A 20,318-nucleotide genomic window follows, 5' to 3' on the forward strand; every position below is an offset into this window, starting at 1 on the left:
CAGCGGCCCTTCCCCGGGGCGGGGTCCCCAGCGGGCCAGGACGTCCGCTTCCAGAAGCGGAGCAGCCTCCATGCGATCCCCCCAGGTCATCGACATTCTCTCCCTCTCCTGTAAAATAAGCCCGTGCGAAGCCAGATCACGAGGCCGGGCGGGGCGTCGAAAGCGCCCCGCCTCAACCTCCGCATGAATGGCGCAGGCCCGGCTCTCATCTGCTTTTCTCGAGCGATCCCATGATCGCAACCCCCCGGAAGCCGGAACAGATCCGGGCGATGTTCGCCCGCATCGCCCATCGCTATGATCTGATGAACCGCCTGATGACCGGCGGCCTGGATCTCCGCTGGCGTCGACAGGCCATCCGTGCCTGCGCGCTGCCGCCGGATGCCCGTGCCCTGGATGTGGGGACCGGAACTGGCGATCTGGCGGCGGAAGCGCTGCGACAGCGCCCCGGGGCGCTGGTGGTGGGCTGCGACTTCACCCTCCCGATGATGCTTCGCGGACGCATGAAGCCCGGTCGTGAGCGCATCCAGTGGGTCGGCGGGGACGCTCTGCGCCTTCCCTTTCCGGACGAACAGTTCGACGCCGTGTTCTCCGGGTTTGTGATGCGCAACGTCGCAAACCTGGATCTCGCTATCCGGGAGCAAGCCCGGGTCGTCCGCCCGGGCGGTCGAGTGGCCTGCCTGGAGGCGATCCGCCCACCTCGACGATGGTGGACTCCATTCTATCGCTTGTATTTTCATCGCGTGGTTCCATGGCTGGGAGCGATCGTGGCCGGCGATCGGGCCGCCTATACGTATTTGCCGCAATCCGTGGAGGCCTTTTTTACGCTGGAGGAACTGGCCCGCGCTATGACCCAGGCGGGTTTGATCCTGCTTGAAGCCCGCACGTTCATGCTGGGAACCGTAGCCCTGTTAGTCGGCATGAAGCCATTGAAGCGTGGAATCGGAACTCCCCATCGTGCGGGTCCTATCTACTTCTATTAACCCCAGGCGCGCCCGGCAGGGAACGGCACCCGCGCCCGGATCCGCTGAAGACGCGCTTCGCTCACCGGCTGTCCGAATGAAAGGAAGCCAGCCAGCCGGAAGCCGTGTTTCTCCGCCAGGCGGGCGATCTCCTCGACCTGCTCGATGGAAAGACGACGGCCCAGGCTGTAGGATTCCCAGCGGTCCTCCAGGGCCAGGGCGATGGTCTCAGCCATACATGCATAGGCCATCCGCGGAGGGAGCCCGAAATCGAAGCCGAAGTCCACCTCCCCGGGAACCTCCACGATGCCCCCGTCAATGACCAGGACGTCGTCCCGTTGCGCAGCCACGAGGGGGGAGACGTTGCGGGGCTGGGCCACATCGCAGACCACCGCGCCGGGCTTGAGATGCTCCGGCCCGATGATCGCCACCGGAGAGCTGCTCACCACCAGGACCAGATCCGCCTCGCGAAGGGCCTGGAGGCTTTTTGCGATCTCGGCTCGTGCCCCCTCGGCCTCCACCAGCGGTCGAATGTTTTCCAGACGCTCCGCCCGGCGTCCGACCAGGATCAGGCGGGGGACCTCCCGGGCCAGCAGCCGGGCGGCCACCCGGCCGATGGCTCCCGCAGCTCCGACGATGGCCGCAGTGGCCTCCGCCAGTGGGATCCCTACCTGTCGGGCCGCTTCGCGCAGGGCCTGCAACGAGACAGCCACGGTGTAGCTGTTTCCAGTCGTCACCGGGATGCGAAGATGCCGGGCCACCGTGACCCCTGCATCCCCCACCACCGCCGTAAAGGCCCCCAGGCCCAGGATCTGCGCCCCCAGCCGCTCCGCCAGCCGTCCGGTCTCGATGATTTTGCGGTAAACCCGTTCCAGAGGCAGCGAGAGCATACGCTGCGGCGTCAGCGGGCAAGCCACCAGCCAGCCCTCAATCTCCTTCCCGGTCGCCGCGGAGCGGATCCCGGTGACGTGGGAGAGATAGACCGGGGGGAAATAAGCGGAGAAGAAATGGATGGCTGGCTCTGGCAGCAAACGGCCCAGCAGCGGGAACTTGCGCTGGACATCCCGTCTGGGATCAATTGGGTGGATCATAAAGGCGAATCCGCCCATATCCCCTGCCGTGCGCTGATCAAGAGATCGGGAATTAAGGGAACTGAAGCGGCTTCTACAGGCGGTTCCTACCTCCCCCAATGGGGTAGCCTCCCGTCTTCAAAGGGAACTCTGCTCTTCTGGAACCAGAATGGTCTCCGGCGTGAGGGCTTCTCCTTCCCGGGGATACAGGCGCGGATACATGGCGGTCCCGCCCGGGATGCGCAGATGATCGCTGTCCTCGTAATACACGTTCTTCGTAATGACGTGGCGGTCCGAGGTGGCGAAGAGGACGACGTCCGACTCGATCATGCGGGCGGGATAGATCACCAGGCCGGATCCCAATCGACAATGATGGCCCACGCATCCTCCCAGGACCGGCATCCCGGCCTCCACCAGCTCGCCGCGGAAATGGGTGCGGATCGGCTTGGGGAGCAGGTTGAAATCCGTGAAGGTGGTTCCTGCCCCGATGAACGTATCGCGCCCTACCACGCACAGCTGCAGGCAGGTGTTCTGGGCCACCATGGAATGCTCCATCATCGTGGTCATGAAGAGGGCCGCCCGGAAGGGAAGGAAACAACCATCCCCCACCACGCTCAGCAGCACCTGGACCCCCTGGCCGATGTTCACATTGTTGCCGATGATGCTGTTGGCGATCACCGCCCCTGCCCCAATGGTCACGTTATCTCCGATGATCGTCGGACCCTGCAGGATGGCCGTCGGATCAATCTGCACGTTGCGCCCGACGCGGATCATGGCGGAAGAGGAGAGGACCTGTCGGCGCTCCAGCATCGCCCGCCAGAGGATCCGAAGCTTGACATCCAGACGGTGGATCTGAGCTTCCATCCGCGCACCTTCCGCAAAGATCCCAAAGGGGGAATTGGCCATGAAGATGTGGACCCAGTGCTCCACTGAAAGGAACGCCCGCAGGGGCACCCAGAACGTGAGATCCCCCTGGTTCGGGGCCATGTAGCGAGGCACTCGATAATAGCCGATCTCCCGGGCCAGGGTTTCGATGACCAGGGGGCGCGCATAGGGCTCTTTCCCATAGGGGAAATACCACATATCGGCGACGTAGACGTCTCCCTCTCTTCGGATGCCCCGCTGCAGAGGAAGCGCATGATGGACGATCGCCGGATCGTTCAGGGCGAAGGCCACGCGGCATGCTTTCCCCAACCGCCGCGCCCGGTCCAGAAACGTCCGGAGGAAGGGCTCATCGAAGAACAGATTGTCCCGATACACCAGAGTCGGAACCCGATCCTCCGGGATCTCATCCAGGGAATGAACCTCCAGCTCCTCATCGCAATAGGGAGCCAGGAGATCCCGTTGATGGAGCCAGAGCGGCTTGTTCATCACCATGAGATCCCTCGCCGGCTCGTTGAAGGGCGGGATCAGCCGGCGATCCCGGATGATTACCTTGCGCAACTTCCCGCTCATCTGATCCCTCCCCCATGTCCTGTGAGCTGGAAGCCATACCTCCAGCCTCGAGTCCCGTAACAAACCTGACCATCCTGAAGTTATTGTATCTTAACCGACGGGAGGAAATTGAAAAGGGTGGGAGGAGAACCTGAAGGTCATCCATCCCACCCCTTCACGAATTCTGAAGAAGGAAATCGGCCAGGGCCTGCCGGAAGCGCTCCGGCTCGTCCAGCATGGGAAAATGGCCCGCCTCGGGCATCCAGAAGATCTGCGCCCGGGGAGCTTCCCGCGCCAGGAGAAACGCCTGGTTCGGGTTCACGATATTATCGCGAGCTCCATAGATCCCCAGGACCGGAGGACGCAGCTGGGGGAGCAGCGGCCGCAGATCGGTGCGATGGAGGCTGCCGATGCTCTGGAAAAACGAACGAAGGGTGGTCCGGGAGAGATCGCGTTCCCACATCCGATACCACGTTCGCCAGGCCCGGGTGATGGTCGGCGAGGCCAGATAGGTGCCCGCCTTCACCACCGCCGGGAACGTATACGCCAGAAAAGCCCAGAAAGGCTGACCAGCCATCTTGAGGAAGAAATTCAACGACGTCCCCACGATCGGGGAACCCACCACCGCCACCCGTGTTACCCGGTCCGGGTGTGCGAGGGCCACCCCCAGGGCCACCGTCCCCCCCATGGAGTGACCCACCAGCGCCGCCGAGGCGATCCCCAGGCGGTCCATGAACTGGACCACAAGGGCGATGAAATCGGGGACGGTGAAGCTGGCCCGTTTCCGATCCGACTCTCCGAATCCCCAGAAATCCAGCGCGTAAGAACGACAGTAGGGGGCCAGGGCGCTCATGGTGTCGATCCAGTAAGCCCAGGATCCCAGCCACCCATGGAGGAAGATCACCGGCCGCCCCCGCCCGATCGCCTCGTAATGGACAATCCCCTGTTCGGTGACAATCGAGCTCATTCCGCCTCAAAAGCCCAATCCAGGATCGGAAACTGTTCTGTGGCGCGCCGATGGAAATCGGCCCTGTGAGGCGCTAACGCACCCCGCGTCGGCCTCCGCCGACGCGGAAGGCCTTTTGGCCGGCACCGGCCGGCCACCGGCCGAAGGCCCCTTGAGGTCGAATTCATTCAACGCCCGAAGGCCAAAGGCCCCCCAGGTCGAATACATCGACGCATCTCGCCCGGTCGCCGCTCCAGCGGCCTCTACGGACCCACGCTAACGCTGGGAAGCCGACAGCTCTTCGAGGATCGAGTAAAGCAGCTCCAGGACGACCGTTTTCACGCTGTCGCGCCGGGTGGCGATACAGGGAAGGACTTTGGCTTGACTATCCAGGCGCAGCGCGATGCGAAGATCTTCCGGGTCCCATGCGTCCTCGAGGTCCTGCTTGTTGGCGGCAACCACAAAGGGGGTTTGGGCGTAGCGGCGAAACGTGTCGAGGATGTTACGAGCCTCGCGGAACGTCTCCGGTCTTGTGCTGTCGACCATTACAATGAATCCCAGCATCCCCTCCGCCAGGATCTCCCACATGAAATCAAACCGCCGCTGACCGGGGGTCCCAAACAAATACAGCACCAGATCCCTATCGATCGTGATCCGCCCGAAATCCATCGCCACTGTGGTCTGATCCTTGATCGCCCGCTCCGCCGCCGTGGAGATCCGCCGCTCTGTGGAGACCACCTCGATCTCGCTAATCGTGCGGATGAATTGAGTCTTCCCCGAGGCGAAGGGTCCGGTCACCACGATTTTCACGGCTTGCATAGGGTCGCTATCCTCCCAGGGAGTCTGCCCGAAAGGGGCGAACCTTTCAACACTTGATGGGTCGAGAACCCGCAATCCAGATCGAATCGGGAGGGAAAGCCCTTTTGCGACATCGAGCCGCTTTCCACGATGGAACCGTCCTCAAAAGCGCTACAGCCGACGGAAGTAATTGATCAGCTTCTCCACCACGGAGCGGGAGACTTCACTCCCCGGCCCGCGGGCCGGCACGCCCGGCGGCGGGGCGACGGGCGGCGGAGCCCCCAGCTCGATCAACCCGGCCTGGAGGAGCCCGTAGATGATGCGCCGGATCTGGATTTCATCCATATTTAAACGGCGCATGATCTGCTCGATGGTGTTCCGGCCGTTGACCTGGCTGATCACCCGCCACTCCTCCGCACTCAGCTGCACCTTGCGTATGGCCTCCGGGCGGCTGGTCAGCCGGACCGGGATGTCCAGATCCGGGAGCTCCTCCTTCAGACGCTCCACCTCCCGGAGGCGCCGGGCTCCCTCCATAATGATGTTCTCCAGATCCATAGGGACCGGGATGCGATTCTGTAACACCTGAAGATCGGGCTCGAAACGGAAAACCCCCTCGTTCCAGGAGAACAGCCGGTAAACCACATCCAGCATCTGGGCCCGCAGGCTGTTCAGGATGTCCTGCTGCGTGACATAGCCCGCTTCGATCAGCTTGAGGCCCAGCACCTTATCATCCTGAAGGCGGGCGAGGTCGAACCCCTTCAGCTGTTCCGGCTGAAGCTTGCCGGCCCGGATCAGGACGTCCACCAGGCGCCCATCCTGGCGATCCAGCGCCGCATAAATCAGCTTGCCGTCTTTAAAACACAAACGGGCTGTGCCGCTCCGGCTTTCTACAGTCAGGGTCCCGGTCTTCCGGGCCAGATGGATCAGGTTAAGGAGCTGCGTGGTATTGAAATCCCGAAGGTTTCCCTTCAACGCCATTCAGGATCCTCCCCAATGGCTTGGTCCTAAAGATCTCACCCGATGGGACGGTGCGGGAAACGGCCCTACCCTCTTCCCCCGATGGCTTCGCGCTCTCCTCTATTGGGTGCTCCGAACTCCCAACCCCCGGACTCATTCCGGGCGGATCGCTGAAGCGGGAGTCTCCGCCGGTCCCAGCACCTGATCCACCAGTCGCGGGAGGACCTCCGCGACATCGCCGCGGATCCGGAGATCCGCATAGCGATCCGCCGCCGTAGGGGAGAGGTTGATGATAATCAGGCGGGCGCCGTGCTCTTTCGCCAGGATCGGCAGATCCCCCGCGGGGGCGACCTCCAGCGAGGAGCCGGCCACCAGGAACACATCGGCCCGCCGGGCTTCCTGCTGAGCCGCCAGGAACGCCCGGACGGGCAGCTGCTCTCCAAACAGGATGATGTCCGGCTTCAGCACCCCTCCGCACTGTGCACAGCGGGGGATGGTCCCATCCCGCAGGAAGGCCTCCAGATAGGGTTCCGCTGGGACCTTATGATAGCAACGAATGCATGTGGCTTCCCGGAGATGGCCATGCACCTCGATGACGTTGCGGGAGCCGGCTTTTTGATGGAGCTCATCGATGTTCTGGGTGATCAACGCCTTCAGGATGCCGGCGGCCTCCAGACGGGCGAGGGCATAGTGGGCGGGGTTCGGGCGGGCTTCCCGGATCATGCGGGCCAGCGGGCGCACCCATTCGAAAAACGCTTCCGGGCGCCTGGAGAAGGCCCAGATCGAGGCCACCTCCATCGGATCATAGATCGTCCACAACCCCGAACCCTCGCTCCGGAAATCCGGGATGCCGGACGGCGTGCTGATCCCTGCGCCGGTCAGGGCGACCAGGTAGCGAGCGCCTCGGATCAGCTCAGCGGCGCGGACCCATTCATCGTGCATCGCGTTCTGTTTCCACGAATCGAAAGCTTCACAATGGGCAAAACCCATCCGAAAACGGAATGGGCTTGCCTCCCTCACAGAGGATATCCGCTTTCAACTATAATACCGTCCATCGAGTCAGCAAAGCGGCGACCAGAGCGGCCCGCTGAGGGAGGGAATCGATATGCACGTGCTCATCCAGGGCGTGGGCGCCGTTCCCGATGGCCCCCAGGCCGTCCAGGGTGGGGATGCCCAGCGCCGCGGTGAAATTCGCATCGCTTCCCCCTCCGGTTCCCCCCTCGGTCAGCGTCAGCCCCAGCTCCGCGGCGATGGCACGGGCCCGCTCGAAAGTCGCCACCATGAGCGCGTTGCGCTCCATAGGAGGGCGGTTGAACCCGCCCCTTACTTCCAGGCGAGCGCCGTCCAGAACCGGCCGCAGGTTCCGGAAGGCTTTCTCGATCCGATCCATCTCTGACCGTGTGGCCACCCGCACATCCACCACCATCTCCGCATACTCCGGCACCACATTCGGGCGGGTCCCACCCCGGATCACCCCCACGGTCACCGTGGTGCCCCGCCGGGGGTCCGCCAGACCCCGCAGGCGCATGATCTGATACGCCAGCTCCTCAATGGCGTTGACCCCGCGCTGGGGGTCGGCCCCGGCATGCGCCGATCGACCATAGGCCGCCACCACAAAATCCCCTACTCCCTTCCGGAAGGTCTTCAGGCTTCCATCGGGAAGCGCGGGCTCCAAACAGAGCACCAGATGGCTGCGCCGAGCCTCCTCCTCGATCAGAGGGCGGGAGGTCTCGCTCCCGGTTTCCTCATCGCTGGTGAAGAGCATGCGGATCCGATGGGGAGGGCGAACAGCCAGGGCCTGGAGTCCCTGCAAGGCCCCCAGGAGGATGGCGATCCCGCCTTTCATGTCGAAGACCCCAGGGCCGTAGAGCCGCCCGTTCTCCTCCCGGATGGGCATCCGGGCCAAGGTTCCCAGAGGCCACACCGTATCCAGATGGCAGAGCGTGAGAATCTGGCTTGAGGCCTCCGGGTCCCCCCAGGTGGCGATCCAGTGATCGCCCACCGTCTCCTGGGGGATGCGCTCCACCCGGGCCCCGAGATCCCGCAGGTGATCCGCCACAAACTCCCCGAGTCGATCCACCGCCCCCTTTTCCGTGGTGGGCGACTCCCGAAGGGCGAGCTCGCGCAATAATGAGGCCAACTCCTCCCGAAGCTCGAAGAACCGTTCCATCCAGGCTATGAACAATGTCATGATCGTTCTCCCGGCGAGTGGCATTCGATGAGGACATCCGCCGCTGGGCTTGGCTTCGAGGAGACGGAATGACTCCTCCCTGCTCTCTTGGGGGCCAGGCCAGCCCCGAAATCCCCCATGCGGTTGAATCAAATCACCAGCTGCTCATACAGCCGCTCCAGGCTGAGGTCCGGGGAAACGGTCTCCCGGGAGCGAAGGGTCAGGGCAGCTGCGGCAATCCCCAGGCGGACCGCTTCCTCGATCGGGATGCCGTGAAGGAGCGCGAAGATCACCGCCGCCGTGAGCGCATCCCCCGCCCCGGTGAAATCCACGATCTCTGTCCGCAAGGCCGGGATGTGCCCGCTGAGATCCCCAGCCGCATAGACCAGGCCCAGCTCGGCCATGGTGATGATGGCGATCTGCACGCCCAGCGCGGCAAGATAGCGGGCCGCGAAGAGCGCTTCATCCACGCTGGAAACCGGCAGCCCGGTTAACGCTTCGGCCTCCGCCGTATTGGGCGTCACCAGATGCAGCTCGGGAAGGATCGGCCGGAGGCGCATGGCCAGGGTCGGCGAGGTCGGATCCGCGGCGACGGGGACACCGAAGCGGCGGGCGAGGCGAACCGCCATCCGCAAAGCGGCCGGGGAGAGATTCGCATCCAGCACCACCATGGCAGCCTGCTCAAACAGGGCCCGGCATGTCTGGAGATAACGCGGCGTGATCGCCTCGAGGATCCCCATGTCATCCACAGCGACCACCAGATTGCCCTGTTCGTCCAGGACCGCGAGGTAAACCCCGGTTCGCCCTTCGGGGACCACCATCACATGCGTGACGTCCACCCCTGCGCCCCGGGTTCGCTCCAGCACCCACTGCCCCGCCTCATCGTTCCCGACTGCCGAGATCAGGATGACCGGATGGCCCAGGCGGGCCAGGTTCTCCGCGATGTTGCGGGCCACGCCGCCCACGCTCCGGCGCACGTGGCCCGGATTGGTAGCGGCCAGCCGGATCGCCCCGGCCGCGTAACCTTTGAGATCCAGGCCGGCGGCTCCGATCACCAGAATCGGTCGCTCCTCCGGCCCCTCCCCTGCCCGCCACATCCCTTGCCTCCCTTACGGATCCTCGCCCCGTCCTGCAACCCGGAAATAGATGGGGAAAGCCCGCGCCGATCACAACCGGCTTACCCCGGGAGCCCATGTCGCAGGATCCGCAACCAGTTTCCGCTCATCACGGCTTCAATGTCTTCCTCCGTGAAGCCGGCTTCCCGGAGCGCCTGGGCGATTTTCGGGAGATCGGCCACCGTGTCGAATTCCGCCGGTGTGGACTCCGCGCCGAACCCCCCATCGAAATCGCTTCCGATCCCCACGTGGCGCGCATCCCCTACCCGCTGACAGACGTAATCGATCGCCCGCACCACATCCCAGATGGTCACTGCCTCCTTGGGATCCCCTCGCGTCCACCCTTTCTTCAGCATCCGATTACAAAGCACCACTCCCACCACGCCATCCCGTTCCGCCAGGGCCCGGATCATCGCATCGGAAAGCTGACGATCTCCCGGCACCAGCGCCTGGGGGTTCGAGTGGCTGGCGATCACCGGGCCCTCGTAGCGGTCCAGGGCCTCGAAGAAGCTCCGCTCCGCCATATGGCTGAGGTCCAGGATGAGGGGAAACTCCTGCATCGTCTTCAGGAGACGACGGCCCTCATCGGTCAGAGGGCCAGGCTCCCCGGTCCCGCCAGCGTAACGCGTGGCCCCCCAGGCCAGGCCGATGATCCGCACACCCCGTTCATACCAGACCTCCACCTCCTCCGGCCGTCGGATCGGATCCGCGCCCTCCATCAGCCGGACGATCCCGATGCGCCGGGCATCGGTCTCCAGATGAGGCTCCTTCCAGGTTTCCAGCACGACCTCGAGATCTTTCCGTGTATTGATCAGGTGAAAGCGCGGCTGGGTGTCCGCAAGGCGCTCGTAGTAATCCAGCTGGGCCATCCCCTCCGCATAGGCCTCCTCGGGCGTTCGATAGGTCCGTTCCAGAGGAGAACGGGCCCGGTGCGCGGGCATCACAAAGATCGTCCCAAAGATCACCGCCACCCCGCCGGCCAGCCATTCGGGGAGACCCAGCATGCACCGCCCGTTCAGACTCGGGATCTCCGTCCCCTCCTCCTGCTCCCGGATGGCATGGGCGGATCGGGTGTAATCCCGGCCGAACGACCGGGCATTCCAGGCCAGATCTTCATGGGCGTCGACAATGATCATGGCGCCCGGAACCCTCCTCCTTCGCAGCTGGACTTCGATGCAGAGGACGAACGGCTACCTTTATGACCTTTCAGGCCACAGGGGACAAGAAGAAAAACGGGCTTTGAGTGTTACATCGTGCCCGCTTCGAATTGAAGGAACCGCTCGCGCCAGGACTCCGGGATCGGCACAGGGACTCCCTGCGCATAATCGTAAGCCACCTGCACCGAGCGTCCCAGGGCCATTATGTGGCCGCTGTCGCAGCGCTCGATCTTATACAGGAAGACGAAGCTCCGCTGACGCACTTCAGCGACCCGGATCCAGACCTGAATCGGCATCCCCATGGTGATCGGGGCTCGATACTGACACAGGGCCTCTGCCACGATCATCCCAAAGGGTTCCAGGGGAGGGGGAAGCCCAGCCAGCTGGCGGATGTAATGGAGGCGCGCCTGCTCAAAGTAAGTGAAATAGACCGCGTTGTTGACATGGCCCATCGCGTCCATATCCCGGAAGCGGACCTCGATAGGCACCGCCATACGGAACGGCAGATCCGGCGGGAAGAGATCCTCCTTCATGGCTCAACCTCGATGAAGCGAAGCTCATCGGTCTCCAGATCCAGGATGCAAAAAGAGCGGCTTTCATGCCGGACCCCTCCCAGGGCGCCCGGGTTAATGATCCGGGTTCGACCGATCCGTTCATCACGACGCCGATGGGTGTGGCCATGGAAGATGTAGTCAAACTCCCCTGATGCAATCGCCTGATTCAGGCGCTCCGTATCATCGCCGTGGAGGATGAGGATGCGACGGCCGGCCACTGTGGTGCTCAACTCATCGCCCAGGAAGGGCTGGCGCCCCAGGGCAACCACGGCCGGCTCGAGCGCATTTAGGCGATCCAGATTGCCCCGGACGAACAGCACATCCCAGCCTTCGAAAAGGGAGACAACCTCCGGCGAGGTGACATCGCCGCAGTGGAAGAGACGCTCCACCTGTTCCTGACGAAGGAGCTCCAGGGCCCGACGGGTGTTTTCGATATGATCATGGGTGTCGCTCAGGATCCCGATCCGCATGGATGCCCCTCCGGGGTCTGGTTCTCTTCAAGGGCGGTGATCCCCCTGGCGCAAGGCCAGCGGCTACGAGCCTAAAGTGGCAAGAGCCTGCCGATAAGCCTCCAGGGCCTTCTGAAGCTTCCCGGCCTCCTGATAGGCGTCTCCCAGAACCTGCCAGAGCCGCGAGTCGGTAGGCCGCAATTGCACGGCCTGCTCCAGGTCGGCGATCACCGTATCGCGCATCGAGGCGACCCGCAGGAGGCGCTGATATTCCCGAACCGCGCGCGCCGTGTCGCCCAGATTGAAGAGCAGCCGGGCCATCGCCAGGCGGGTCTCATGGTCGCGCGGCTGCTCCTTGAGCCGGGCCTCATATTCCGCCAGGATCCCCAACAGCGGCCCGGCCATCGTTTCCGCGATCGGAACCGCCTGCAGACGCTCCAGCCAGCGGAGATCCACGGGAGGAAGGGCTTCCGGCACCTTCCCCGCGGGCGGAACCCCCTCATCAACCGCCAGCAGATCCCAGATCGGCGCTGCCACAGCGGGCGGGGTTCCAGCCATCGGCGGGGCGGGTTCTTCTTCAAACCCCGCTTCCCTCACCTCCTCCCGCCCCGGCGGGGCTTCCGTCAGAAGCTCCGGGGGCATGGGCTCGATGGGCAATGCTTCCCTACCCGATAGTGCTTCCACAGGCGCTGCTTCCCGGAACAGCCCGAGCTCTGACATCCACTCCGGGGGGATCTCCAGCGGCTGCGCCGCGGCCTCCTCCAGCAGCGCCTGGAATTGCGCCTCCTCGGAAGGAGCCGCCTCCAGCGCTTCCTCCGGCGGCTTAAGGGCCAGCAGCCATTCCGGGAGCGCCGCTTTCTCTTCCGCAGCCACCTCTTCCATCTCCACGCCGGATGGGATCTCCGGGAGTTCCGGCGAAGGCGCTGCCTCCACAGGTTCCGAAGGAGGAGCGGGCTCCCGCGCTTCCGATGGACGACGGCCCAGGATCTCCGCCATCCGGGCCTCCGCCTCTCGCTCCGCTTGGGCGCGCAGCATTTCCTCTTTCCCCTCCGCGATCCGAGCCAGCCAGGCCAGGGCTTCCTCAGGGCTCAGGGACTCCGGAAGCGGAGGCAGCCCGGCGAGCTCCGGGGTCGGGCCCTCAGAGGGTTCCTCCGCCGGCTGGATTCCCCCGACTTCCGCGGGAAGCTCGGTTGCAGGAAGCCCCTCTTCTTGAGAGATCCCAAGCGGTGCTTCCTCCGCGGGCCCAACCTCCTCGGGCGGTGCGACGATCTCTGGGGCTTCCCCCAGAGGAGGCCCCGGCCACTCCAGACCCGGGAATCCCTTCTCTTCCCACGGGACCTCCGGTGGGGGCGGAAGCTCTTCCTCCGGCGTCCAGGGGGGTGGTTCCGGCGGGAGGACAAAATCCTCCTTCAACCACTCCGGCAATTCGGCTTCAGGGGTGGCCTCCTCCATCCCGGGCGGCGCTGGTGCTTCCACCGCGCGAAGCCATTCGGGCCCCTCTTCTGCGACCGTTGTGGGCCCCTCCTCTTCGGGGAGCGGAGCCCCTTCGATCGCGCGAAGCCATTCCGGTTCCTCCCCAACAACCGGCGCGGCGATCTCTTCCTCGGGAGGCGGACCCACTTCCACGGAGCGGAGCCATTCCAGCGGCTCGGGGATCGGCTCTGGAGGCGCCCCCTGCGGGATCTCCACGAGGGGAGGAGTTTCAGGAGCCAGCTCCAGAACCTCCTCCTGCCCCACCGGGGCAGGGGCTTCCGCGGATGGGATCGCCTCACCCAGAGGAAGGCCTAAGGCCTGCAGCCACTCGGGGATCTCACCCTCCTCCACCGGGGGTCGGGCATAAGCCGGGGTGGGGGGCACATAGATCAGCCGTTCGATTCGCACGGAGGCCGGCTGGATGGAGGCCGTGGGGCCAAGGAGATCCGGGACCAGGGTGAGCTCCGGATCCACGGCCGCGGCCCGTCGGAACAGCTCCCGGGCGTCGGCCTCGCGGCCGCTGGCCATCCAGAACTCCCCTAGGATCAGGTTGGCCTTCAGGCAGTAGGGCAGCTCCTGCAGCAGGCTCTGGGCGGCCCGGGCGGCTTCGAGGCGACGTCCATCCCGCCACAGCACCTCCAGGTAAAGAGCCCGCAGATCATAGCGGCGAGGCGCTTCCTGAAGAAGGCTCTCCAGCTCCGCGATGGCCGCGGCGTATAAATGGCCCCGGGCGTAGAGACGGGCCAGCGCGCCCCGGGTAAGGGGGAGGAACTCCGGCGGCACCCCGTCACGGCGGGCATAGAGTTTGGCCAGCTCCTCGCGGATGAACTCATTATAGGGGAGGATCTCATAGGCTCGCTCCATCTGCCAGGCAGCCTCAGCGATCTTCCCCTGTCGCTCGTAGAGCACACTGAGGCCAATACGGGGGAGGAAATCCTCGGGGTCCGCACCAAGGGATCGGGCAAAGAGATCCATCGCCGCTTCATCCTGGCCCTTCTCCAGATAGGCCTGGCCCAGCAGGCGATAGACCCGGTAATACTTTGGGTAGCGTTTCAGGATATGGAAGCCGTGGGCGATGGCTTCGTCGTAAGCCTCATCCTGGAGGAGGCGCTCAATCTCTGCGCAATACTGGGAAAGCGTGATCTCCTGCATCCGGATCCCCCTTCCCGTTGGATCGATTTGATTATAACGAAGATTGGGGGGAGAGGGGACCATGCAAGAGCGGACGTTTCTGGACCGGCCGGAGCCGGTTCCCTATCTTCCGGCGTCAGCGTGCCCTGGTCAAAGGCTCCAGATTCAGCGGGAACACGGGCAAGCTCCTAGACCCCACCTGGAGAGATCCCGCGCTTTCCAAACCGGCCGAAACCCACCCTACGGATTTACGACGCCCTCGGCCGGTGGCGATTCCGGAGCCGATCAACTGCGAAGGCGATCGCCCCGGCCGGGAGCACAAAGGGGCCGCCCAGCACCAGCATCCAGATGCTGATATCCACCAGGCCCCGCAACAGGATCCCCAGCACACCGGTGGCCTCACGGAACGTTTCCCCAGGATTCCAGACGATGGGCGTCGGTGTGGGGGTGGGGGTCGGCGTCGGGCGCAGCGGTTCCAGGATGGCCGTGATCAGCGAGTAGGCGGAGCGTCCCTTCAGGAAGTTCATGCGGCCTTTCACCTGGGCGATCTCTCCCTCCAGCTCCCGCAACCGCGCTTCCACCTGAAGGGCCTCTTCTACCGACTTCGCCTCCTTCAGGAACTCCCGGAGCCGGGCCGCCGCTGCCTCCAGGTTGGCCAGCCGGGCCTCCAGGTCCACATACTCCTGGCTGACATCCTGGCCGGAGGTGTTCTCATCCGCGACCCTCATCGCGATGCGCCGCAACCGGCCCAGGGTCTCCTCGAAACGTTCTGAAGGCACCGCGAACGTCAGGCTGGCATATTTTTCCTCATCCTGGAACCAGGTGCGGCTGCTCAGGATGTAGCCGCCGACATCTGTGACCAGCCCCTCGATGCGGGTAAGGGCTTCATCGACACTGGAGACCACGAGCCGCATCTCCGCGTTTTTGATGATCATGCGGGCGGCAGGGTTGGGGAGCACGCCCGGGGGATTCACAGCGACTGGCGTGGCAGCAGGCGCTCCAACAGACGGCGCCCCTTTCAGCTGTTGCGCATTCTCCGCCACCGGCCCGCCCGCCCGCTCGATCTGAGGCCGGGCCCCTACCGGCGCTGGAGGGGCCATCGCCGGGGTAGGCCGCGCGGCCGGCGCGCACGCGGTTAGGAGCAGCCCCAAAACGATCCCGGGAAGCAGCAAACGCATGGGAACCTCCCCTCTTTCTGTGGATCTCACAGAAAAGACGTCGGGCCCCGGATGAGGGTTCCCCGGTGGGACAGCCCCTTCCTGATCCCCTAAGAGCTTTAGAGATCGGTCAGGCCGCCGAGGGCGACCGGCCCTCTGCGAAGGCTCCGCCAGAAAACCCATCGTTGCCGGAGAGAGGCGCGACCGGATTCCCCGAACCCAATGGTAGCCGGTTGAGCACAATTCCCCTAAAATCAGAAGTCAGATGGAATGTCACCTTTTCAGGGATAGGCGCATCAAATTTCGAGGAGTGTAAGGAGGAGGGGCCATCCATGGCCGTGCGACCGATCATCCTGGCGGATCAACCCATCCTGCGGCAGAAGGCAGAGCCCGTCACGCGGATCACGCCGGCCCTCCGGCGCCTGATCGATGATATGGTCGAAACCATGCGGGCGGCGGAGGGGATCGGCCTGGCCGCGCCCCAGGTCGGAGAATCCCTCCGCGTGATCGTCGTGGAGGTCCCGGAGGATGAGGAGGTCCCCGGGAGCGGCGTGCTGTATGTGGTGATCAACCCGGAGATCGTGGAGGCTTCCCCGGAGATCGTCGAAGGGGTGGAGGGATGCCTCTCCATCCCCGGATGGTATGGCTGGGTTCCCCGCGCCCGGTCCATCATGGTGCGGGGCCTGAACCGGGATGGACGGAGGGTTCGAATCCGGGCGGAAGGCCTGGTGGCCCGCGTGTTCCAGCATGAGATCGATCATCTGGACGGCATCCTCTTCCCGGACCGGATCACGGATCCGACCCGCATCTGGCGCGTTCAGCCAGCCCGGGAGGCCATCCCGGAGCCCGTCCCGGCCCGTGTTTCCCCCGGCGCGGGTCATTAAGGGGCGCCGGGCCAGGCGTCGCTCAGGGAATGGATTTCCTTCAGGGAGTTCGAGGGCAGCTCGGCCTCTAAAGCATCTTTTCCCCGGGGGCTCGCAGGGCTCCAGGAGGGGAAAAGAACATCCTGTCATCCTGCATGCGAGCTCAATGGTATACCCTATGAGTCCATTTCGGAGGGAAGCTCGAATGGAGAATCTGATCATTCTGGGAGCCGGGCCTGCCGGGTTGACGGCGGCCCTCTACGCTGCACGGGCGAATCTCTCGCCGCTGGTCATCACCGGCAACAGCGTCGGCGGCCAGATCGCCACCACGGATGTGGTGGAGAACTTCCCGGGTTTCCCGGAGCCCATCGGCGGCGCCGAGCTGGCCGAACGCATGAAGCAACAGGCGGAACGCTTCGGCGCCCGCTTCGAGTTCGATGAGGCGATCGAGGTCGACCTCCGGCGTCATCCTTTCCGGGTGCGCACCTATAGCGAGGAATACGAGGCGAAGGCGGTGATCGTGGCCACAGGGGCGACCCCTCGCCGCCTGAACGTCCCCGGCGAGCAGGAGTTCTGGGGGCGGGGCGTCTCTGTATGCGCCACCTGTGATGGCTTTTTCTTCACGGACAAAGAAGTGGTGGTGGTCGGCGGGGGCGATAGCGCCTTCCAGGAAGGGCTGTTCCTCACCCGCTATGCTCGGAAGGTGACCATCATCCACCGGCGGGATCAGTTCCGCGCCCAGCCCATCCTTCAGGAGCGCGCCCGGAACAACCCGAAGATCTCCTTCCTGATGAACACCGTCGTCACCGCCATCCTGGGCGACGGCAAAGTGCGGGCAGTGCGGCTGAGGAACGTGAAGACCGGGGAGGAATGGGAATTCCCCACGGATGGCGTATTTATCTTCATCGGTTACGAGCCCAACACCGCGCTGTTCCGGGGGCAGCTGGAGATGGATGAGGCGGGCTATATCAAAGTCAACGAGCGACTGCACACCAGCGTTCCCGGGGTCTTCGCCGCTGGCGAAGTGCATGATCGATGGTTCCGTCAGGCCATCACCTCGGCCGGATTCGGGGCTATGGCAGCCATGGAGGCGGAGAAATTCCTGGCCGAGCTGGAACACCAGGGCTACCCGGCCCTGACCGCCGCGGGCGAATTGTCCCATTAAATCCGTAGAAGCTGCTTCCGCGGCGACAGGGCAAGATGCGTCGAATGAATGCAACCTGGGGGCCTCCGGCCAGCGGCCGGCCGGCGCCGGCCAGAACGCGTCGGCGCAAGCCGACGCGGGGCACAAAGCGCCTCACGAGGCCGATTTCCATCGGCGCGCCCGCCGACGCCCGGCGCGGAGGGCGTCGAATGAATTCGACCTTTAGAGGCCTCCGGCCACCGGCCGGCCAAAAAGCGTCCTCACGTCGGCACAGGCCAACGCGGGGCGCGTTAGCGCCTCGGAAGGCCGATTTCCATCGGCGAACCCGTTATGCCTGGATGCCCTGCCGCTGAGGCGTTCGGGGAGCCTGAGGGCGCCTCCCGCGCCCTCATCCCTCACTCCTCCGAATCCGGCGCCGGGAGGATCCGCCGGAGCGCCTCCTGGAGATCCCTGGGGAGGGCGCTCTGGCGCGCCTCTTTTCGCAGCCACTCCTTGAGTTTCCGCGCGTGAACGACCGGGATGCTGCTACCTTCCACATCCAGGCGCGCTTCCGGATGGGTGAAGACGATAACGGGCTGGATCGGGACTTCCCTCCCGTCCAGCTGACGGGCGAGATGACGACGGAGGGCTTCGGCCTCCAGCTGGGCTTCCCGGGTCGGGTTCCCCAGGGTATCCTGAGCCATCCAGCGCAGGAAACGCCGGAAAAGCCCCATCGGCTGGGACCACCGGTCGTTCCGACAGCGGATCTCCCCCCGCTGCCATTTGACGACAAAGGTCCGCACCCCATCCGGGCCCACCAGGACGTGCTCCGCGGGGAGCATATAGTGATAGAGCACATATCGATCATCCAAGCCTTTGAGCGCCTGGGTCAACGCCGCCTCTGGCCGGTCCGGGCGCACGAAGCGATGGATGTAATAGATCCCGATCTGGGTCAGCCCGAACCCCACGAAAAATGCGATGACCGGGATGAAAGCAAGCTGAGGATATAGCAGAGAGGTCACCAATCCGAGGATCAGGATGATATAGCCGATGGGGAAGGCCCAGTTGCCAATCGCCGCCCGACGCTGGATATATCGTTCGTTGCGCACGACTTTCATCGGTTTCAGGCCTCCCGATTGAAGTAGGGGATCGAAAGAGCGCCAGCCCTCACTCCGGAGTGGAAACCGATCCTCTGACCCACCGTTTGATGCGTTTTGAGGGGTAGGCAACGCGCGCTTCACGCACCGCGCAGTTGATGATACTCCTCAGGGGTCAGGAAGCGCCCTCCCTCAACAGTTCGTTTCACCACGCGATAACGGCCATCCAGATGCACTTCCGCTCGCATTAGCTGGAAACAGCGGTCGTCCATGATCTCCTTAATCAGCACATAGCCGGTTCCGGCTTCCTCGGGGTTCAGGTCATACCGGCGGTCGGCCCGAACGGCAACCGGAGCCCCGCACCGCTCACACTGCACGTAGAGCCATATTGCGTCGGGATCAACCTCAGTGATCTCCCCGCCCAGAAGCTCCCGAATCCTGCGCCAGATCATGGCCGGACCTCCCTTTCCAGACCACGAGCTCGCTATCGGAACCGTATTGTATCCCGATCCAGACGGACGGGGTTGAGCATGAACGGAGAGGGCAAGATGCCGATCTACGTTCAACCGTGGGCTTCCCTCTCTGGGCCCTCCCAGCGCCCGAGGATCAGCGAGACGTTGTGTCCCCCGAAACCGAAGGCGTTCACCAGCGCCCGGCGCACCCGGGCGCGGCGGGCCACGTTGGGGACGTAATCCAGATCGCATTCGGGATCCGGGGTTTCATAGTTGATGGTGGGATGGATGATCTGGTGAACCAGCGTCAGCGTCGTGGCGATGGCGCCCAGCGCCCCCGCCGCGCCCATCGTGTGACCGATCATGGATTTGGTGGCACTGATCGGGATCCGGTAAGCGGTTTCCCCGAACACCTGCTTGATCGCCATCGTCTCAATCGGATCATTTAACCGGGTGGAGGTCCCATGGGCGTTGATGTAGTCGATCTCCTCCGGCCTGAGCCCCGCATCCTGGAGGGCCCAGCGCATCGCGCGAGCTGCTCCGGCCCCATCCGGCTCAGGGGCTGTGACGTGATGGGCGTCGGCGGCGTTGCCGTAACCCAGGACCTCCGCATAGATCCGGGCGCCCCGGGCGCGGGCATGGGAAAGCCGTTCCAGCACCAGGATCCCGGCGCCCTCGGCGTAAACGAAGCCATCCCGATGGGCGTCGAAGGGGCGGCTGGCCCGCTCAGGCTCCTCGTTCCGGGTGGAAAGGGCCCGCATGGCCGCAAAGCCGGCGATGGCGAAATCGGTGATCAGGGCCTCCACCCCGCCACAGATCACCACATCCGCGATGCCCCGGCGGATCCATTCCGCCGCCTCGCCGATCGCCTGGGCACCAGTGGCACAGGCCGCAGCGACCGTGGCGATCGGGCCCTTCGCTCCGAAGTAAACGCTCACGTGGTGGCTCGGCATGTTGGGGATCGAAGCGACGAGGGCGAAAGGGCTCACTCGGGCCAGCCCCTGGGTGCGGAAGATCTGGATCTGACGGTCAGCCACCTCATAGCCCCCCATCCCAACTCCGATCAACGTCCCCACCCGCTCGGGATCCGGGAACCCATCGAACCCGGCGTCCCGCACGGCTTCCAGCGCGGCCACCACGGCGAACTGGGAACAGCGGGCCATGCGCCGGGCCTCTTTCGAGGGGAGGGCAACGGTCGGATCGAAGCCCTTCACTTCGCCGGCGATGCGGACCGGGAGCCCTGAGGCGTCGAACTGGGTGATGGGACCGATGCCGGAGCGGCCGGCGATCAGGCCCTCCCAGAACGCCCGGACGTTCAGGCCGAGGGGGGAAAGAGCCCCCATCCCGGTGATCACCACCCGCTGGTTTTCCGAACGGGAAAGCGACACCTGGCTCATCCGGGGCAACCTATGG

General features: G+C 64.6%; 19 protein-coding genes. 3 read left to right on the forward strand and 16 right to left on the reverse strand.

Annotated elements, in window-relative coordinates:
- Positions 1–230: 230 nt before the first annotated feature.
- A complete protein-coding gene (locus VAE54_RS02820; RefSeq protein ID WP_322800415.1) occupies positions 231–980 on the forward strand; it encodes a ubiquinone/menaquinone biosynthesis methyltransferase in 750 nt (249 codons plus the stop codon).
- Here the strand turns inward: VAE54_RS02820 and VAE54_RS02825 are convergent.
- The 13 genes from VAE54_RS02825 to VAE54_RS02885 form a co-directional block, all read right to left on the reverse strand.
- Complete coding sequence (locus VAE54_RS02825; RefSeq protein ID WP_322800416.1) at positions 977–2,050, reverse strand: hypothetical protein; 1,074 nt, start codon at positions 2,048–2,050, stop codon at positions 977–979. The two genes, VAE54_RS02820 and VAE54_RS02825, sit on opposite strands and share 4 nt — an antisense overlap.
- Before the next feature lie 117 nt (positions 2,051–2,167).
- On the reverse strand, positions 2,168–3,484 hold the full coding sequence (locus VAE54_RS02830; protein ID WP_322800417.1) for a hypothetical protein: 1,317 nt from the start codon (positions 3,482–3,484) through the stop codon (positions 2,168–2,170).
- Between the two features lie 154 nt (positions 3,485–3,638).
- Positions 3,639–4,430, reverse strand: coding sequence for an alpha/beta hydrolase (locus VAE54_RS02835; protein WP_322800418.1), 792 nt, complete (start codon positions 4,428–4,430; stop codon positions 3,639–3,641).
- Between the two features lie 255 nt (positions 4,431–4,685).
- Positions 4,686–5,228 carry an ATP/GTP-binding protein gene (locus tag VAE54_RS02840; protein ID WP_322800419.1) on the reverse strand — a complete coding sequence of 181 codons (543 nt, stop codon included), beginning with the start codon at positions 5,226–5,228 and terminating at the stop codon, positions 4,686–4,688.
- Positions 5,229–5,378: 150 nt separating this feature from the next.
- A complete protein-coding gene (locus VAE54_RS02845) occupies positions 5,379–6,185 on the reverse strand; it encodes a DUF4388 domain-containing protein (RefSeq protein ID WP_322800420.1) in 807 nt (268 codons plus the stop codon).
- A gap of 132 nt (positions 6,186–6,317) precedes the next feature.
- On the reverse strand, positions 6,318–7,106 hold the full coding sequence (locus VAE54_RS02850) for an NAD-dependent deacylase (protein ID WP_322800421.1): 789 nt from the start codon (positions 7,104–7,106) through the stop codon (positions 6,318–6,320).
- A 97-nt stretch (positions 7,107–7,203) separates the two neighbouring features.
- Positions 7,204–8,355, reverse strand: a complete 1,152-nt coding sequence (locus VAE54_RS02855; RefSeq protein WP_322800422.1) for a M20 family metallopeptidase — start codon at positions 8,353–8,355, stop codon at positions 7,204–7,206.
- 128 nt (positions 8,356–8,483) lie between these two features.
- Positions 8,484–9,431 (reverse strand): carbohydrate kinase family protein, encoded by a 948-nt coding sequence (locus VAE54_RS02860; RefSeq protein WP_322800423.1) that lies wholly within the window; start codon positions 9,429–9,431, stop codon positions 8,484–8,486.
- An 80-nt stretch (positions 9,432–9,511) separates the two neighbouring features.
- Positions 9,512–10,585 carry a dipeptidase gene (locus VAE54_RS02865; protein ID WP_322800424.1) on the reverse strand — a complete coding sequence of 358 codons (1,074 nt, stop codon included), beginning with the start codon at positions 10,583–10,585 and terminating at the stop codon, positions 9,512–9,514.
- A gap of 110 nt (positions 10,586–10,695) precedes the next feature.
- Positions 10,696–11,139: a thioesterase family protein gene (locus VAE54_RS02870; protein WP_322800425.1), complete on the reverse strand. Its 444-nt coding sequence runs from the start codon at positions 11,137–11,139 to the stop codon at positions 10,696–10,698.
- The gene (locus tag VAE54_RS02875; protein WP_322800426.1) at positions 11,136–11,630 is read right to left on the reverse strand and encodes a metallophosphoesterase; all 495 of its coding nucleotides are present in this window, start codon (positions 11,628–11,630) and stop codon (positions 11,136–11,138) included. Before VAE54_RS02875 ends, VAE54_RS02870 begins: the two co-directional genes overlap by 4 nt.
- Before the next feature lie 63 nt (positions 11,631–11,693).
- Complete coding sequence (locus tag VAE54_RS02880) at positions 11,694–14,234, reverse strand: tetratricopeptide repeat protein (protein WP_322800427.1); 2,541 nt, start codon at positions 14,232–14,234, stop codon at positions 11,694–11,696.
- Between the two features lie 227 nt (positions 14,235–14,461).
- Entirely contained in the window at positions 14,462–15,391 is a 930-nt protein-coding gene (locus VAE54_RS02885; RefSeq protein ID WP_322800428.1) for a DUF4349 domain-containing protein, read from the reverse strand.
- 311 nt (positions 15,392–15,702) lie between these two features.
- On the opposite strand from VAE54_RS02885, the gene def reads away from it, so the two are divergent.
- Together def and trxB are read left to right on the forward strand one after the other, a co-directional pair.
- Positions 15,703–16,254 carry a peptide deformylase gene (def, locus tag VAE54_RS02890; RefSeq protein WP_322800429.1) on the forward strand — a complete coding sequence of 184 codons (552 nt, stop codon included), beginning with the start codon at positions 15,703–15,705 and terminating at the stop codon, positions 16,252–16,254.
- A gap of 184 nt (positions 16,255–16,438) precedes the next feature.
- Positions 16,439–17,398, forward strand: a complete 960-nt coding sequence (gene trxB, locus VAE54_RS02895; RefSeq protein ID WP_322800430.1) for a thioredoxin-disulfide reductase — start codon at positions 16,439–16,441, stop codon at positions 17,396–17,398.
- 374 nt (positions 17,399–17,772) lie between these two features.
- Here the strand turns inward: trxB and VAE54_RS02900 are convergent, their stop codons facing one another.
- The 3 genes from VAE54_RS02900 to fabF all read right to left on the reverse strand — a co-directional run bounded on the left by VAE54_RS02900 (position 17,773) and on the right by fabF (position 20,302).
- Complete coding sequence (locus VAE54_RS02900) at positions 17,773–18,474, reverse strand: nuclease-related domain-containing protein (protein WP_322800431.1); 702 nt, start codon at positions 18,472–18,474, stop codon at positions 17,773–17,775.
- Between the two features lie 119 nt (positions 18,475–18,593).
- Positions 18,594–18,905, reverse strand: a complete 312-nt coding sequence (locus tag VAE54_RS02905) for a hypothetical protein (RefSeq protein WP_322800432.1) — start codon at positions 18,903–18,905, stop codon at positions 18,594–18,596.
- 110 nt (positions 18,906–19,015) lie between these two features.
- Complete coding sequence (gene fabF / locus VAE54_RS02910) at positions 19,016–20,302, reverse strand: beta-ketoacyl-ACP synthase II (protein WP_322800433.1); 1,287 nt, start codon at positions 20,300–20,302, stop codon at positions 19,016–19,018.
- Between the last annotated feature and the right edge of the window lie 16 nt (positions 20,303–20,318).

The sequence above is a fragment of the Thermoflexus sp. genome (assembly GCF_034432235.1).
In the GTDB taxonomy this organism is placed as follows: Bacteria; Chloroflexota; Anaerolineae; order Thermoflexales; family Thermoflexaceae; genus Thermoflexus.